At 63.8% G+C, this 15853-nt stretch carries 13 protein-coding genes and 2 tRNA genes; 2 read left to right on the top strand and 13 right to left on the bottom strand.

Annotation, left to right across the window (positions count from 1 at the left end; genetic code table 11):
* Positions 1–125 precede the first annotated feature (125 nt).
* The 10 genes from CVV68_RS07965 to CVV68_RS08010 all read right to left on the bottom strand — a co-directional run bounded on the left by CVV68_RS07965 (position 126) and on the right by CVV68_RS08010 (position 10335).
* On the bottom strand, positions 126–1067 hold the full coding sequence (locus tag CVV68_RS07965) for a DUF2797 domain-containing protein (RefSeq protein ID WP_146238854.1): 942 nt from the start codon (positions 1065–1067) through the stop codon (positions 126–128).
* 4 nt (positions 1068–1071) lie between these two features.
* Positions 1072–1944 carry an HpcH/HpaI aldolase/citrate lyase family protein gene (locus CVV68_RS07970; RefSeq protein WP_110500479.1) on the bottom strand — a complete coding sequence of 291 codons (873 nt, stop codon included), beginning with the start codon at positions 1942–1944 and terminating at the stop codon, positions 1072–1074.
* A gap of 171 nt (positions 1945–2115) precedes the next feature.
* The gene (locus tag CVV68_RS07975; protein WP_110500480.1) at positions 2116–3687 is read right to left on the bottom strand and encodes a Na+/H+ antiporter; all 1572 of its coding nucleotides are present in this window, start codon (positions 3685–3687) and stop codon (positions 2116–2118) included.
* Positions 3688–3697: 10 nt separating this feature from the next.
* On the bottom strand, positions 3698–4345 hold the full coding sequence (locus tag CVV68_RS07980; protein ID WP_110500481.1) for an NAD(P)H-binding protein: 648 nt from the start codon (positions 4343–4345) through the stop codon (positions 3698–3700).
* 154 nt (positions 4346–4499) lie between these two features.
* Positions 4500–4573 (bottom strand) — tRNA-Met (locus CVV68_RS07985).
* A gap of 63 nt (positions 4574–4636) precedes the next feature.
* Positions 4637–4708 (bottom strand) — tRNA-Thr (locus CVV68_RS07990).
* Positions 4709–5068: 360 nt separating this feature from the next.
* Complete coding sequence (locus CVV68_RS07995; protein ID WP_245933415.1) at positions 5069–6997, bottom strand: DEAD/DEAH box helicase; 1929 nt, start codon at positions 6995–6997, stop codon at positions 5069–5071.
* Between the two features lie 438 nt (positions 6998–7435).
* Positions 7436–8095 carry an MOSC domain-containing protein gene (locus CVV68_RS08000; RefSeq protein ID WP_110500483.1) on the bottom strand — a complete coding sequence of 220 codons (660 nt, stop codon included), beginning with the start codon at positions 8093–8095 and terminating at the stop codon, positions 7436–7438.
* A gap of 112 nt (positions 8096–8207) precedes the next feature.
* Complete coding sequence (locus CVV68_RS08005) at positions 8208–9677, bottom strand: MFS transporter (RefSeq protein WP_110500484.1); 1470 nt, start codon at positions 9675–9677, stop codon at positions 8208–8210.
* Between the two features lie 55 nt (positions 9678–9732).
* Positions 9733–10335 carry a PadR family transcriptional regulator gene (locus CVV68_RS08010; protein ID WP_211320759.1) on the bottom strand — a complete coding sequence of 201 codons (603 nt, stop codon included), beginning with the start codon at positions 10333–10335 and terminating at the stop codon, positions 9733–9735.
* Between the two features lie 349 nt (positions 10336–10684).
* On the opposite strand from CVV68_RS08010, the gene CVV68_RS24900 reads away from it, so the two are divergent.
* Complete coding sequence (locus tag CVV68_RS24900) at positions 10685–10912, top strand: type II toxin-antitoxin system RelE/ParE family toxin (RefSeq protein WP_438502624.1); 228 nt, start codon at positions 10685–10687, stop codon at positions 10910–10912.
* Between the two features lie 126 nt (positions 10913–11038).
* On the opposite strand, the gene CVV68_RS08020 is transcribed toward CVV68_RS24900, so the two are convergent.
* Entirely contained in the window at positions 11039–11638 is a 600-nt protein-coding gene (locus CVV68_RS08020) for a class I SAM-dependent methyltransferase (protein WP_110500485.1), read from the bottom strand.
* A gap of 223 nt (positions 11639–11861) precedes the next feature.
* Between CVV68_RS08020 and CVV68_RS08025 the strand changes: the two genes are divergently transcribed.
* Positions 11862–12455, top strand: coding sequence for a recombinase family protein (locus CVV68_RS08025; RefSeq protein WP_110500486.1), 594 nt, complete (start codon positions 11862–11864; stop codon positions 12453–12455).
* 137 nt (positions 12456–12592) lie between these two features.
* On the opposite strand, the gene CVV68_RS08030 is transcribed toward CVV68_RS08025, so the two are convergent.
* Both CVV68_RS08030 and CVV68_RS08035 read right to left on the bottom strand, forming a co-directional pair.
* Complete coding sequence (locus CVV68_RS08030) at positions 12593–13267, bottom strand: response regulator (RefSeq protein ID WP_110500487.1); 675 nt, start codon at positions 13265–13267, stop codon at positions 12593–12595.
* Positions 13264–15837 (bottom strand): DUF4118 domain-containing protein, encoded by a 2574-nt coding sequence (locus tag CVV68_RS08035; protein ID WP_110500488.1) that lies wholly within the window; start codon positions 15835–15837, stop codon positions 13264–13266. The genes CVV68_RS08030 and CVV68_RS08035 overlap by 4 nt, the downstream gene beginning before the upstream one ends.
* Positions 15838–15853 lie beyond the last annotated feature (16 nt).

The raw sequence follows: 15853 nt of genomic DNA on the forward strand, positions 1-15853 counted from the left end.
GTCCGCCTCCTCAACGGCATCGCCCTCTACACACCCACCAACAGCACCGACCCCACCCGCCACGACCTCCGCAACCCCTACCACCACGGCCTCATCCTCCCCGAATGAGCCCGGCCACCGGGGACTTAAAAGAGGGATTCCTGCAGGGCCGGTACCTCTGTCGCGTAGCCGCCAAACCGGATCTTGTGTCCCTTCAACGCCGCAAGGTCGGCCAGAAACACGGTGTCCGCTTCATCCACGGCCACCAGAGCGTAGCTGCCCACCATCGAATCCAGCCGCATGCCGTGCCCGCCCGAGTCCAGCGCCTGCGGGTAGGCAATGCGTTGTCCTGCACCTGTAACGGCGTCGGCAAATGTGCTGCGTTCCCACTGCTCGGTTATGGTTTCAAAGCCATCCAGCGCAAGGTTGTCCAGGAACTCACGGACGACGCCGGCTGCGTCCCGGTTGCATGCGTCAAGTTGGGTACCAGTCCGGGGCTGTAGCAGCGCAGAGAACTTGGCAGCACCTCGCACAAATTGCGTCAGTCCCACCTCTTTGGACACTGCGTCTTCCAGAACCCGCACCACCGAACCGTCCCGCGCGCGGGCCACATACTGCGCCGCTATGGCGCCTTGTTCGGCCAATCGCGTCCACTTGCTGCGTTCCGAGGCTGTCCCCACCTTGGTGGTGCCATCGGCAAACGTGGCAGCATACAGCCAGTGCGGCTGCGCCAGATACGCCCTCAGCCCGGGCGGACCAATGCCGCTGCGGTGAAAGTCGTGCATGAACCGGAAGTCGTCCCGGGCAAAGCAGGGACCGCATTGGAAGCCGCGTTCGGCTCCCTGGCCAACGGGGCATCGGTGGTGCTCAGCCTCGGTAGGGCCCTGCACTGCCGAATACCCGAGGCAATACCTGGCAGGAATGCCAAGCCCGGACTCTACTTGGAACCGGAGCCACAGGCCGGCTTCCAGCGGCAGGCGGGAATCGCCGTCGTCCGTGATCAGGGAAAGGACGGGTCCATCCAGAGCCCACGTGATCCCGCGGACCAGGCCGCCCCTGCGCGCATTCCAGGACTCGACAGCTGCCACCAAATTAGATGGCCGGCTGGACGCCGTATGCCACGGCCAGCTTCATGATTTTCTCAGCCCTGCCCAGGCGGGGCAGGTCCGAGCCGTCGCGGATGACTCCGCCGCGGGCCTTGAAATCGTCCATGAAGTCCGTGGCCCAGGCGACGTCGGTGGGCGTGGGGCTGATGACTTCGTTGATGATGGTGGTCTGGTCGACGGCCAGGCACAGCTTGCCGGTCATGCCCATCGAGACAGTGATGGCCGACTGTTCGCGCAGGATCGGGTGGTTGGTGCCCACAGTGGGTCCGTCGATGGGGCCGGGCAGGTTGCCGACGCGGCTGGCAACCACGAGCTTCGCGCGAGGGTAGGCCATGGCTTCGCGGTCGGCGGCCATGCCGGTGTCGCGACGGAAGTCGCCGGAGCCGAATGCCAGACGGAAGGCGCCCTCGGCGCGGGCGATGTTGTTGGCTTCCTCGATGCCCAGTGCGGATTCCACCAAGGCCAGGACCCTGGTCTTGCCATCGAGACGGTGGTAAGTTTCCTTGACCTGCTCGGCGTTTTCAGTCTTCGCCAGCATCACGCCGAGCAGATTGGGGACGTTGCGCAGTCCGGCAACGTCGGCAGCCCAGAAGTCCGAGTGGACGTCGTTGATCCGGACCCAGGCCTTGCCGCCGTTGCGCAACCAGTCAATGACGTCGGCACGCGCGGCGTCCTTCTTCTTGGGGTCCACGGCATCTTCAATATCCAACACAATGGCGTCGGCACGCGAGTCTGCGGCCTCGTCGAAGATTTCCGGGCGGGTTGCGGGCACGAGCAGCCAGGACCGGGCGATTTCGGCCGGAATATTGCGCGTGCGGGCGGGCTTGGAATTGGCGTCGGTGCGAACGGTACTAGACATACTTCTACCGTATACGCACTCCGGGCCCGGATCGATGTGCCGTTCTACAACACCGGACGCAAAAGGCTGGCGGAAAACACCAGTTGGCTGCCGAGGGGCCAGCCAGCTTCCCGGAAAATCGTGCCAGCGATTATCCAAGGACCCGAAGCTCGGGCCCCGCGGAGCTGGGGACTATTCCGGCATGATCATGGTGCGCAGGTCCAGCTGCCGCAGTACCCGGTCCGCCACTTCGGGATCGGTTTCCGGCTCGTTCCGTGCGCTGAGCACTTCCTGGCGGGCAGCGTCGAGCGCAATGGTCTGAACGGCGATGGCCAATTCCCGGCCGCGGCGACGGCGTAGTTCGGCGCCTTCATCCTTCAAGCTCCCGTCAAGCAATTCCGCGTGCAGGCGCAACATCCTGGACTTCACCAGTTCCAGCTTCTCAGGTGGCAGGTTCTTGATGACCTCGTCGGCGCGCAGGGCCGCCACGGCTGCTTCCTGGGCACGCAGGCTCAGCAGTTTGGCCGCCTCGCGTTCCTCAACGCCGTCGTCCGTGGCCTTGAGCACCTTCATCAGCCACGGTAGCGTGAGCCCGGGAAGCACCAGTGTGGCCAGCAGCACGGCACAGGCAATGACGATTATTTCGTGCCTGCCCGGGAACGGATCCCCGGAGGGCAACGCTACCGGCAGGGCCAACGCCAGTGCCAGGGTGGCCAGGCCGCGCATGCCGCACCACGTCAAAATCACCACGTCCTTGAGACTGGTCGGGGGAAGCTCGCCCTCGCGCTTCCTGGACAGCAGCGCCAGCATCCCGAACCACAGGAACCGCACCACGATCACCAACACGCTGACAGCCACCGCCATGGGAATCATGCCCCAAATGGCGGAGCCTTCGGTCTTGATTACCTCGCGGACTTCCAGCCCCACCAGGCCAAAGGCCAACCCGGTGACCAGCAGTTCCACCACGTCCCAAAATGCTGCCCGGGTGATGCGCTCGGTGGCGTCCTCGGCGCGGGCATGCCGCTTCATCTCCAGCGCTGTCACCACCACCGCAATGACGCCGGAGGCGTGGACTTCCTCGGCCAGGATGTACGCGGCGAAGGGCACCACCAGGGTGACTGCGCTGCGTGCCACCGGGGAGGTGATGAGTTTGGTGATCAGCCCGGTCAGCCAGCCCATCAGCATGCCAACCACGACGGCGATCACGGCTCCCAGCGCAAACTTGCCTATCACGCCGGCCCCGAAAGGCTCCCCGTCCACTGCGCTGGCAACGGCGGCCTGAAAGATCACAATGGCTGCGGCGTCGTTGAACAGTCCCTCGCTCTGCAGCACGGTGATGAGCCTGCGTGGCATGTGCACGCGGCCGGCCACGGAATCCACGGCCACCGGGTCCGGCGGAGCCGCCATCGCACCCAGAGCCACGGCCGCCGGGAGGCCGATCCCGGGGATCAGCAGCCAGGCGGCGCCGGCCACCATGGCGGTGGAGACCACCACCAGGGCCACGGCCAGCAGGATGATGGTGCGCCACCGAACCCTGAACACGGACCACGAGCTCTTCTGGGCCGTGGCAAAGAGCAGCGGCGGCAGGAAGATGGGAAGGATCAGCTCGGGACTGATTTGCAAATCCGGGAAACCGGGGATGAACGTCATGGCGCCGGCCATGATCAGCATCAGGACCGGGTAGGGCAGCTTGAGCCTGTCCCCCAGCCCGACGGCAACCACGGTGGCGAATAAAAGTCCGACGATCAGTACGAGCTGTTCCACCCGGCTTACTTTACGGGTTTAGAGCCTGTCCGATGGGCACGGGGCCGTCGGTGAATTCGATGGTGCGGCGCACGGTATCCGGCCGGTTCAGGACTGCTGCGGCCACGAGGGCCACATTGCCGCGGGACGTGTTGCGGCTTTGGGTGTTGATGTGGGTGGTGATGGTTCCGGTCGGCTCATCCAGTGTCAGCGCCCCGGGTGCCAAGATGGTCCAGGACAACCCCGTGCCGCGCAGATGCTGGTCTGCGGCCGCCTTAGCCTCGGCGTAGGCAAAGAAGCCATCCTCCGGCGGCACGCCGTGGTCGGCGCCGGCCCCCAGATAGGACACCATGACATAGCGCGGCACCCCGGCCTCCCCGGCCGCTTCCATGGAACGGATGGCGGCATCCCTGTCAACGGCATAGGTGCGCTCCGCACTTCCGCCACCGGCCCCGGCAGACCAGACGACGGCGTCGCAGCCGGCCATCAGCTCGGCGAGCTCGGCGACGGAGGAGGAAACGACGTCGTGCACCACGGCGGTGGCGCCCGCCGCGGCGACGTCATCGATCTGGGTCGCGTTGCGAATCACACCCGAAACATCCCAGCCGTCTGCCTTGAGCAGCGGCGCCAGCAGCAGCGCAATTTTTCCGTGCCCACCAATAATCATGACCTTGCCCATAAGTTGCTCCCCTCGTCACGGCGGCGGGAATGCATCCGGCGCCTGCGTCCTTCCAGTACACACCCCAGCAGGTACCGGACGCGACTTTGGCCCGCTCAACAAAAAACCCGCGGTCCCCGGCGTTTGCGCCTTGGACCACGGGTTGTTGTGTCGGTAGCGGCTCCGGGACTCGATCCCGGGACCTCACGATTATGAGTCGTGCGCTCTAACCAGCTGAGCTAAGCCGCCCTAAATGAGCTTGGCCCGTGCTTGCCGGCCAAAACCGTCTTGACACGAGCCACCTCATTTGCGAGCCCCCCACCGGAATCGATCCGGTGACCTCGTTCTTACCAAGAACGCGCTCTACCACTGAGCTAGGGGGGCAACGAGAAAATACTTTACCAGCGGTTTTGCAGGAAGCGAAATCGAGGATTCCACCCCTTTTTCGGGAAGGAATTTTCACCGTCAAAACGACACCTTTTGGGGTTAAATTGACGGGGAAAGCGGTGCCGGACCCGGCGTTAACTGCCTTGAGTTCCGGCACCAGCGCTCACTGCCCATGATTTCTGTCACACGCCGGCGGCTGGGGTTGCAACGGACACCCGGGCGCCGCAGGATCCGCCTTGTGGACGCGGCTGGACCTCCCACAGGTAAAGGGGCGGGCACTGTGTCCAATGACCCGCCCCTTTTCTTACGGCACTGTTTCAAGCCGCCAGCCCGGGCATGGCGCCCGGGTGCTGCCTGCTACCACTTGCCCTTGCTGTTGAAGCTCTGGCCGCCTTCGTGGCGGGGACGGCGGTCTCCGCCACCGTGGCCGGTGTGGCCCTGGTCGCCGGCATTGCCGCGGTCCCGGTCGCCGCCGCGGTAGCCGCCCTGGCCGCCGTCGAACTTCTTCTTGAATCCGCCCTGGCCACGGTCGCCACGGTCGTCTCGGCCCTTGTACGGGGCCGCTGCGCCGGCGGGTCGACGTCCCTTGTCCAACTCGAGGTTGATGAGCTCACCGCTAATTCGGGTCTTGCTCAGGGCACGCCACTGGTCCTTGCTCAGTTCAGCGGGCAGTTCCACCAGGGTGTGGTCTGCGCGGATGTCAATGCCGCCGATTTGCGAGGAGGACAGGCCACCCTCGTTGGCAATGGCGCCGACGATGGAGCCGGGCATGACGCGCTGGCGGCGCCCCACCGCGATACGGTAGGTGGCGTTGCCCTCGGTGAGCGTGCGGGTCGGGCCGCGGGAGCCGAAGCCGTCCTTGGCGCGTTCACGCTTCTGGTATTCCGGCGCGGCCGGCAGGTCCTGGACCAGCAGGGGCTGTCCGCCTTGGGCCATGACAGCCAGTGCGGCAGCGATCTCCGCGGCCGGGACGTCATGCTCTTCCTCGTAGCTGGCAATCAGGTCGCGGAACTTGGCCACGTCCTGGCTTGCGAGCGTCTCGGTGATCTTCTCGGCAAACTTGCCCAGTCGCAGCGTGTTGATGGTCTCGGCGGACGGCAGGTGCATCTGCTCCACCGGCTGGCGCGTGGCCTTTTCAATGGCTCGCAGCAGGTACTTCTCGCGCGGTGTCATGAACAGGATCGCGTCGCCGGAACGGCCGGCACGGCCCGTGCGGCCGATGCGGTGCACGTAGGACTCGGTGTCGTGCGGGATGTCGTAGTTGATGACGTGTGAGATCCGCTCAACGTCCAAGCCGCGGGCGGCAACGTCGGTGGCGACGAGGATGTCGAAGCGGCCATCGCGCAGGCCTTCAATGGTGCGCTCGCGCTGCTGCTGCGGGATGTCGCCGTTGATGGCAGCCGCCTGGAAGCCGCGGGCCTTAAGCTTGTCAGCCAGGTCCTCGGTAGCCATCTTGGTACGTACAAAGGCGATGACGCCGTCGAACTTCTCGACCTCAAGTACGCGCGTCAGGGCGTCGAGCTTGTGCGGGCCCATGACCTGCAGGTAGCGCTGGCGGGTGTTGGCGGCCGTGGTGGTCTTGGACTTGACGGTCACCTCTGCCGGGTTGTTCAAGTACTGCTTGGAGATGCGGCGGATCTGGCCAGGCATGGTGGCGGAGAAGAGTGCAACCTGCTTCTCCTTCGGGGTCTGGGACAGGATCTGCTCAACATCTTCGGCAAAGCCCATGCGCAGCATCTCATCGGCTTCATCCAAGACCAGGTACTGCAGGTTGGACAGGTCCAGGGAACCCTTGGAGAGGTGGTCGATGACACGGCCCGGGGTGCCGACAACAACCTGGGCGCCGCGGCGCAGGCCAGCAAGCTGCGGGCCATATGCGGAGCCACCGTAGACAGGCAGCACGGAGAAGTTTTCCATGTACTTGGCGTAGGAGGTGAACGCCTCCGCCACCTGCAGTGCCAGCTCGCGGGTCGGTGCCAGAACAAGGATCTGGGTGTTCTTGGTGGGACCGTTGAGATCCATCAGCTCAGCCATGCGGGACAGGGCAGGAACAGCGAATGCTGCTGTCTTGCCGGTTCCAGTCTGGGCCAAACCAACAACGTCGCGGCCTTCGAGCAGCAGCGGAATGGTGGCGGCCTGGATGGGCGAGGGGGTTTCGTAGCCGACGTCGCTCAGGGCAGAGAGCACGCGTCCGTCGATGCCGAGCTCGGCAAAGGTAGCTTCCGGGGCTTCGTCCTTGTTGACGGCGTCAACCTCGGGGGCGTCTTGGGTAAAGTTTTCGGGCATGGTGAGTAAGTCCTCATTCATAGGGCCAAGCGGCCTTGACAGCCGCATTACAAAGAAATCCAGCAGCTATGTACCATCCCGTGGCAGGACTTCCGCGCCGTTGCTGCGCGCCTTCGGCGCGTATGCGGACGTCAGCAGGTGCCGGCGCCACATGGCGTTTTCTTTGCCGGCAATCCCCTATGAACGCTACTTGCCCGCCCAAAAAACTTTGCGGGCCCCATACACTTCAGGCTCCTGCCTCAAAAATTGGGCAGAAAATAAAAGGAGATACCGGAGTGGGGGATATTTCAATTGTAGGGCATACGCTACACATTCCGCAGGGCAACTGTCGATGGGGTCCAGTGAGTTTCGGCACACGACCTTTCCCGGGGCCCTTGCGCGTCGTGGAAGAACTGTCCTCCCGCGGCCGCTGGCGGCACCGTCGCGTTGCCGGGCTGCTCAGCTGGCGTTTTGCAGGATTCGCTTAAAGTATTTGCTGTAGTGGGCACTCAAGGTGAGTTCACCGGCGTCGTGCAGTGCCTGGAGCGTGTGGACGTCCTCCACTGTCGGGTTGGAAAAGAACTTCCCGACCGTAATTCCGTGGGACGGCGTGGACTCCACCGTGATGCGATCGCCGGCCTGGACCTTCCCCTTGTGGAGGACCCGGAAATACACGCCCACCCGTCCGGCTTCCGTGAAACGCCTGACCCACTGCGGCTCGTCCATGCGCTCGGCAAAGGTGGCGCACGGCACGCGAGGGGACGTCGCTTCCAGAAGCAGGTGTGCGCCGATGCGCCAGCGCTGGCCAATGACCGCTCCCGTGGTTTCCACGCCCTGCGTGCGCAGGTTCTCGCCAAAGAGCCCCGGCGGAATGTCGCGGCCCAGTTCCCGGCCCCAAAAGTCGGCGTCTTCTTGGGAATAGGCGTAAACGGCCTGGTCGGGACCGCCGTGATGTTCCCTGTCGCCCTGCACATCGCCGAAGACGCCAAACTTCCGGATCGCCACGGACTCCGGCACGGGCCGCTTGTCAATGGCGGTGATGCCAAAGCCCGTCTTCGTGGTGATCAGCTGGTGGACCCGGCACAGGGCGAGGAGTGTTCCGGTCGGAGGGTTGCTCATGCCTCTAATTTACTGGGGCAGCGAGCTGTTGTGCGCACCGGCCAACACGAACGTTTTGCGCCCGAACGAAAATTGCGCCGGCTTGCACCCGGGCAGGCGCACAACGGCGCCGCTACGCGTCGACCAGCGCGGGCGCATCCCCGGCCAGATCGGATTCGGAAGCCCAGCGCGGCAGGAACGTTGCCGCCGCGGAGGCCAGCACCATACCGGCGGCCATGAACCACATTGTGAAGGTGAAGCCGTCAATAAACACGCCGGACTGGCTGTGCGCGCCGCTGGAGTCGAGGGCGTCAAAGAATACGGTGCCCACTATCGCCACGCCGAGCGCTCCGGAGAGCTGGCTGGTGGTGTTGAACAGTCCGGACGCACTGCCGGCGAACCTGGTGGGAACCTCGGAGAGCACAAAGATGCCCACGGGCGCCACCACCATGCCAAAACCGGCGCCACTCAGCGCCAGGCCGGTAACCAGGTGCCACGGGGTGACGGTTCCGCCCACTGCCTGGACCGTGAGGATCAGCACCACGAAACCGGCCGCAATGACCAGCGGCCCCAGCTGCAGGACCACGCGCCCAATCTTGCGCGCCAGGATGGCCGCGGACAGCCCGGCCAGCACCGGCACCATGATGGAGAACGGGATCATGGTGAGTCCGGCCTTCAAGATCGGGTACTGCAGGCCCAGCTGCAGGAACAGGGTCTGGATCAGAAAGAAGCCGTTCATGGGAATGAAAAACAGGAACATCATGGCGATGCCGGCGGCGAACGGCCGGTTCTTGAACAGCGACATCGCGACCAGTGGCTTGGCTCCCTTCCTCTCCTCGCGCCGTTGCAGCAGCACAAAGCCCACCAGCCCCACCAGGCCGAAGCCCATCGTCAGGAACGTCCACAGCGGCCAGCCGTCTTCGCGTCCCATGGTCAGCGGGTACAGGATGGCCAGCATACCCACGGCCAGGAGCACGACGCCGGACAGGTCGAGTCTGTGCCGGACCGGCGCCACTGATTCCGGAACGAACTTCACGGCACAGATCACGGCAAAAATTCCGACGGGAACGTTGACCAAGAAGATGGTGCGCCAGCCCCATCCAAAGATATTGGCGTCGGTCAGGATGGCTCCGAGGATGGGTCCGGACACCGCTGCCACGCCGGCCAGCGCCGAGAACCCTGCCATGGCACCGGCCCGCTCGGACGGCTTGTACATGACCTGCAGGCTGGAGAGCACCTGCGGAATCATGGCAGCCGACGCAAAGCCCTGAAGCGCGCGGGAGGCAATCAGCATTTCCGGGTTCATGGCCATGCCGCACAGCACTGAGGCCGCAGTGAACACCACAAGACCGATGATGAAGACCTTCTTACGCCCATAAATGTCGCCCAGTCGGGATCCGGTGATGAGACCGATGGCCAGCGCCAAGGTGTACGACGCCACCATCCACTGCAGCTCGGCGTTGTGGGCATCCATGGCGCGCTCAATGTCAGGCAGCGCAACGTTGACAATGGTGGCGTCCAAAAGCTCCATGAACGACGCCATGAAGAGCGAGACCAGGGCAATGGAGCGTGCCCGGCCGATGGGTGGGGCCGATGATTTCATGCATGATTCCTTCTCGTGAAGATGTGCAAAGTTGTGGGGGCTTGGCCATGGGGCATTACGGGTGCGGCTCGTTCGTCTGGGACAACGCGGCCAGGGATTCCCGACTCCAGGTCATGGCACCGGATTCCAACTCGGACAGGACGTCGTCCAGGAAGTCGAGCTCTGTGGCCCGCGTCCGGCACATGAGTTCCGAATCCAACAGGACCACCCTGGGCAGGAACGCCGAGACACGGGTGATCTCCTCCCTCAGCTCGGCCACTTCCGCGGCGACCAAGTCACGGCGGCTCCGCAACAACGCTGTCAACGCCTCCTGAGTAAGCATGGGGGCGTGGGCAAGCGCGGCATGGAAGTCGGGGAAGCCGCGCTTGGGAACTGAAAGCATGTCGGTGAGCCAGCCGTGGGCGGTGGCGCGTCCCGCGTCGGTTATTTCATAGACGGAGCGCTCGGGGCGCTGACCGTCCCGCTCAACTTCAGAAACCCGGATCTGGCCGTCCCGGGAGAGCCTGTCAATGGTGGTGTACAGGCTGGCCCGCTGGCCGACATTGATGACCTTGTCCTTGCCCCGCAGGGTGATCAGTTGCTGCATGCGGTACGGGTGCATGGGAGCTTCTTCGAGCAGTGCAAGCACGGCCAAAGCCAGGGAGGACCGTTTTGTCATAGTCATAACCTTACTAATGCGTTTACGACTAAATAGCCTAGATTCGCGTGACGTCGGTCATGTCATTTTCTCTTCCCCATGCATGCCGAGTGCGCCGAGGAGGCACGACTTCCGCTCGTTACAGGTCAAAATGCCGCCTTCGACGACATCCGGAGTTCTATCGCTTCCCTGAGCCCGGCCAGTTGCACCCGAATGACGCAGGACACGGCAAATTGGGTGCAATCATGACCTCAGCACTTAGCCCCTTCGTTGACACCGCCGGGGCAAAGCTCAGTTAGAAGAAAGCGGACACAAGAACAAAGGAAAGGTGTGACTTCTAACTTCGTTTAGTGGCTGGATCACTGCTTCGATTGGCGCCCTTCGCCGGCCCGAGGCCGTCACACAGCTTGAGGAGCTTTACGATTTCATCGCCGCAGCAGGCTCACCCGGCAACGCTGCGAGATTTACTGAGTCGATTGTCGCATTTTGTGAAAGTCTCGCCGACTTCCCCTACCGCGGGATATCGCGCGACGATCTCCGTCCGGGGCTGCGGACGATGGGTACAGGAAACGTGTCGTCATCGCATACGCCGTGCTGAACGAGACCGTTGCGATCGTTGGCATCTTCCACGTCGGTCGCGACCATGAGCACTTGCTCACTGCCGGCGCATAATCCGGCTGGATACTCAGCGCATCACCCACGCCGGTACCCTCTAGGGGAATGCTTACCGGGCAATCGCAGAGATTGCTGCGTGCGGGCGGCTACCGGAATCTTGGCGGGCTTCGGTATCGATCACCGCGAACCCGGCGTCATGCAGCAGGGAGTTCATCTGATCGACTGACCAGTAGTACGCCGGGGCAACAGCATGGTCGAGCGGTTCTGCGGGCTCGCCATCGAAAAAGCCCACGAGCAAGTGCCCTTGAGGCGAAAGAACGCGCGCGAGCTCGGAGAGAACGGGCGGTAGTTCTGCTGGCGGCAGGTGAATCAGTGAATACCAGGCCAGCACTCCATTTAGGCTGCCATCGGCTTCGTCGAGGGCGCGGAGCGATGAGACTCTGAATGATACATCGGGGAAGCGAAGGCGGGCGCTCTCAATGAATTCGGGCACCACGTCAATGCCTGAGATGTCGGCACCCCGTTGGTGAAGAAAATCCGTCCAATGTCCTGGTCCGCATCCGGCGTCGATGATGCGGCCTTTAATCTTCCGGGCCCATTGTCCTATGCGGTTCCGATCAAGCTCATGCATGTCATCCACGGTCCCAAGAATGGCGGTGTACTCGGATGCCCGTTCGGCATAGGCCTGTTGAACGACAGAGTCAGTCATGCAAGCAAGTCTAGGGACCCACCAGCACGACCGTTGGCATAATCTCCTTCCCCCGCTGTCCCGAAAGGGGTGTCCCACACAGACAACGCCAAACAGTCCCGTAAGCCGGTCCTTCCCCGGTGCATCGGCTCAAAAGCTCGGTCGTTGCGAACTCTAGGCCCGCACAGTCCCGTTAGACCCGTCCGGTGCCACGTCCGGTGACGCGGGCGCTATATGAAACACCATGGGGCATGTCCAAATTATTGATCGGCTACGCGTGTCCAGCGAAGCGCAAGACCTCGCCGCACAGTGTGACGCACTCACCGTTCTTGGTGTTGAGTCAAAACGGATTGATGTTGATCAAGGTTTTACCGGCAGAAACAAGAACCGTGCAGGACTTCATGAAGCCCTGGCCGGGTGCAGAGAAGGGGATACCTTTGTCGTCACGAAGCTTGACCGCCTGGCCCCTTCCGTTCGGGAGGCCCATCAAATTGCTGATGACCTCGCTAACCGCGAAATCAAGCTCAGCATCGGCGGTTCCGTCCACGACCCCACCGGCCCAATGGGGAAACTGCTGTCCAATGTGTTGGCGATGATTTCTGAGCTCGAAGCCGACCACATTCGCATGCGCACCCGCGAAGGAATGAAGGTCGCCACAGCCAAGGCCAGGCTACGAGGGGACCAACCGAACCCCACCGTCAAACAGGAAAACCACCTCCTCGAACGACACACCGCCGGGGAACATGCCAAGGCCGAGCTGTTCACCATCGGCCGATCCACCGTCTACAGAACAAGTGAACGCGGACAACGCGGGGCAGCCGAACCACTACGCCCCTGAGAAGAATGGCGCAGAGGAGTACTGAGCGGGAGTGGCGAACAGTGCAGGGAAGTACGGAAAATTCAACGCTCACTACTGGCCCGCACAACCCTGGAAACACGCGGGACCCAGTGCAGACGAGTATTGAAAATGACAGGTCACTGCGCGAAGCGGTACCCCATGCCGGCCTCCGTCAGCAGGTGCACCGGATTGGCCGGGTCCCTTTCCAGCTTGCGCCGCAGCTGGGCCATGTAGACGCGCAGGTAGTGCGCTTCCTTTGCATAGGCCGGCCCCCACACCTCTGTGAGGATCTGCTGCTGGCTGACCAGGCGCCCGGGATTGCGCACCAAAAGCTCCAGCACGCTCCATTCGGTGGGGGTCATCCGCACCGGCTCACCGGCCCGGGTGACACGTTTGTTCGCCAGGTCCACAGTGAATTCCGCCGTCTCCACCAGTGGTTCAGCCGTGTTGGTGCCCGCACGCCGCGACGCCGCACGCAGCCTGGCCAGCAACTCGTCAAGACCGAACGGCTTGGTCACGTAGTCGTCCGCACCGGCGTCCAGCGCTTCCACTTTGTCGTGTGAGCCATGCCGGGCTGAGAGGACAATGATGGGCACGTCGGTCCAGCCGCGCAGCCCGGCAATCACCTCCAGCCCGTCCATGTCAGGCAATCCCAGGTCAAGAACGACGACGTCGATCGCGTGGGTTTGTGCCGCCAGTAACGCCGCTTTCCCATTGGGTGAGGGCACCACCGTGTACCCATGGGCATGCAGGTTGATTTGAAGGGCGCGCAGGATCTGTGGTTCATCATCGACGATCAATACAGTAGTCACTGTGTCTCCCTTTTGGTGCGGCCGGGATTAATGGTGTCGGCAGTGCTCGCGCCGGTGGACAGCGGAAGCCGAACGATCATGGTGAGCCCGCCGCCGGGTGTTTCCTCGGCCTCAAGGACCCCGCCCATAATTTCGGCAAACCCCTTGGCGACTGCCAGTCCGAGCCCCACACCGGTGCCTCCCTGCGCGCCGTAGGAGACGTCGTCGAGCCTTTGAAAAGGGCGGAACATCGCCATGACGTTCGCTGCGGGCACACCCTTGCCGTGGTCGACTATGCGCAGCTCGCTGGCCGGGTGGCCGTTGACCGTGGCACTGCCGCTGCCGCCCACGGAGCCAACCACGGTGATGTCCGAACCCGGCGCGTATTTCACCGCGTTCTCCACAACGTTGGCGATGACCCGTTCCAGCAGACCCGGGTCAGCCTCAACCGGTGGCATGTTGGCGGGCAGTTCACTGCGTACCCGTCCTGCCGGGACGCCGTGCAGCGCGGCGGGCAGAATCTCGGCCCAGGTGAGCGGCCCCATGACCGGGGAGACCATGTCGGCGCTCAACCGTGACATGTCCAGCAGGTTGCCCACCAAGGCGTCCATCCTGTCCGAATAATGTTCAATGGTGGCCAGTAGTTCTGCCTCATCCTCGGGGTCAAAGTGCACTTCGCTTTGGCGCAGGCTGCTCACGGCCAGCTTGATTCCGGCCAGTGGCGTCCTCAGATCATGGGAGACGGCCCGCAACACCGAGGTGCGGATCTTGTTGTCCTGGCTCAATTGTTGGTTCTGGCGCGTGCTGACGGTGAGCGCTTCACGTTGTTCCAAGGCAATCAGGTGCGCACCGAAGGCTCCCAGCAGACGGCGGTCGCTGGCAGGCAGAATCCGCCCGCTGAGCCCCAAGACCAGGCGCTCGGAAATTTCCTCCACGTTGTCCGCCTTGTCCGGACTTTCGGGCGGGTCCTCGCCCACGGAGGCGTCGGGGCGCCACGTGCTCAGGTCGCTGCCCACTCCGCTGAACAAGGCCACCGTCCGCATGCCAAAGTGCTCGCGGACCTGCTCAAGGAACACCTGCACGGTGTCTTGGGAGGCGAGGATGCCACGGGCCAGTTCGCTCAGGGTGGCCGCCTCCGCGCCGGCCCTGGCGGCTTCACGGGAACGCCGCGCTGATTGGTCAACGGCGAGAGCCACGGCAACCGCCACCAACAGGAACACCAGTAGAGCCAGGAAGTTTTCGGGGTCGCTGATGGTCAGGGTGCCCACGGGCGGAGCCGAATAGTAGTTCAGCAGCAGGCTGCTCCAAACGGCCGCCACCACGGCCGGCCACAACCCTCCCACGAGGGCCACGGCAATTGTGGCGGCGAATTGGATGAGCATGGTCAGCTGCAGGCTCAGCTCGCCGGTGCCCAGCTGGACCACCACCGGCAGCACCACGGCGAGCGTAAAACCGGCAATGACCCGTTTTCTGTTCAGCTCGCCCCGGCTGAGCCGTGGACGGCTCTTGCCCACCAGGGGATGCGGGACCATGTGCACGTCGATGTCCCCGGCATCCCTGACCACGCGCGCCCCCACACCGGGACTGGCAAGGATGCCCAGGACCGGTTTCCGCCGTGAGGAGCCGATGACGATTTGGGTGGCGCCCACGCTGCGGGCAAAGTCCAGCAGTGCCCGGGCGGGGTCTTCCCCGCCCACCGAGTGGTAGGTGCCGCCCAGGTCGGTGACGAGTTGGCGCTGGCTTTCCAGGGCCAAGGGGACGTCCCCGGCCACGCCGTCGGACCGTGGTATGTGGACGGCCAGGAGTTCGCCGCCGCTGACCCGGCTCAGGATCCTGGCGGCCCGGCGCAGCAGGAACTCCCCTTCGGCCCCGCCTGTCAGCCCCACCACGATGCGCTCGCGGGTGGGCCAGCTGGCCTCAATCCCGTGGGTTTGGCGGTACCTGGCAACCCCCTCCTCGACGCGGTCAGCCAGCCACAGCAACGCCAGCTCGCGCAGGGCCGTCAGGTTTCCCAGCCGGAAGTAGTTGCCCAGCGCTGCGTCAACCTTGTCCCGTGCGTAGACGTTTCCGGCGCCCAGGCGTTGACGCAACAGCTCCGGCGGGATGTCCACCAGCTCAATTTGATCGGCTCGCCGCACCACCTCATCGGGGACAGTTTCTTGCTGGCGGACGCCGGTAATGGACTCCACCACGTCGCCCAGGGAAGCCAGGTGCTGGACGTTGACGGTCGAATACACGTCAATGCCGGCGGCCAGCAGCTCCTCGACATCCTGCCAACGCTTGGCGTTGCCGGCGCCCGGGATGTTGGAGTGGGCATACTCATCCACCAGGGCCACGGTGGGGCGACGCGCCAACAGCGCCGCCACGTCGAGCTCCTCAAATCCGGTGTCACGGTAGCTGATCTTCAAGATGGGCAGCTGTTCGAGCCCGTCCAGTTGGGCCCGGGTTTGTTCGCGTCCGTGGTCCAGGACGATGCCCGCCACCACGTCCACCCCGGCCGCCGCCTGGACATGGCCTTCCTCCAGCATGGAGTAGGTTTTCCCCACACCGGGCGCCGCACCCAGAAAAATCCGTAATATGCCCCGTGCCATAGCGCCTATTCTCGCA

This window comes from Arthrobacter livingstonensis (assembly GCF_003219815.1).
Classification (GTDB): Bacteria; Actinomycetota; Actinomycetes; order Actinomycetales; family Micrococcaceae; genus Specibacter; species Specibacter livingstonensis.

Excerpts from the sequence above, each read along its gene's own strand:
- CVV68_RS07970 (WP_110500479.1), bottom strand. The coding sequence starts at position 1,944 with ATGTCTAGTACCGTTCGCACCGACGCCAATTCCAAGCCCGCCCGCACG.
- CVV68_RS07980 (WP_110500481.1), bottom strand. The coding sequence starts at position 4,345 with ATGGGCAAGGTCATGATTATTGGTGGGCACGGAAAAATTGCGCTGCTG.
- CVV68_RS07995 (WP_245933415.1), bottom strand. The coding sequence starts at position 6,997 with ATGCCCGAAAACTTTACCCAAGACGCCCCCGAGGTTGACGCCGTCAAC.
- CVV68_RS08000 (WP_110500483.1), bottom strand. The coding sequence starts at position 8,095 with ATGAGCAACCCTCCGACCGGAACACTCCTCGCCCTGTGCCGGGTCCAC.
- CVV68_RS08005 (WP_110500484.1), bottom strand. The coding sequence starts at position 9,677 with ATGAAATCATCGGCCCCACCCATCGGCCGGGCACGCTCCATTGCCCTG.
- CVV68_RS08010 (WP_211320759.1), bottom strand. The coding sequence starts at position 10,335 with ATGACAAAACGGTCCTCCCTGGCTTTGGCCGTGCTTGCACTGCTCGAA.
- CVV68_RS08020 (WP_110500485.1), bottom strand. The coding sequence starts at position 11,638 with ATGACTGACTCTGTCGTTCAACAGGCCTATGCCGAACGGGCATCCGAG.
- CVV68_RS08025 (WP_110500486.1), top strand. The coding sequence starts at position 11,862 with ATGGGGCATGTCCAAATTATTGATCGGCTACGCGTGTCCAGCGAAGCG.
- CVV68_RS08035 (WP_110500488.1), bottom strand. The coding sequence starts at position 15,837 with ATGGCACGGGGCATATTACGGATTTTTCTGGGTGCGGCGCCCGGTGTG.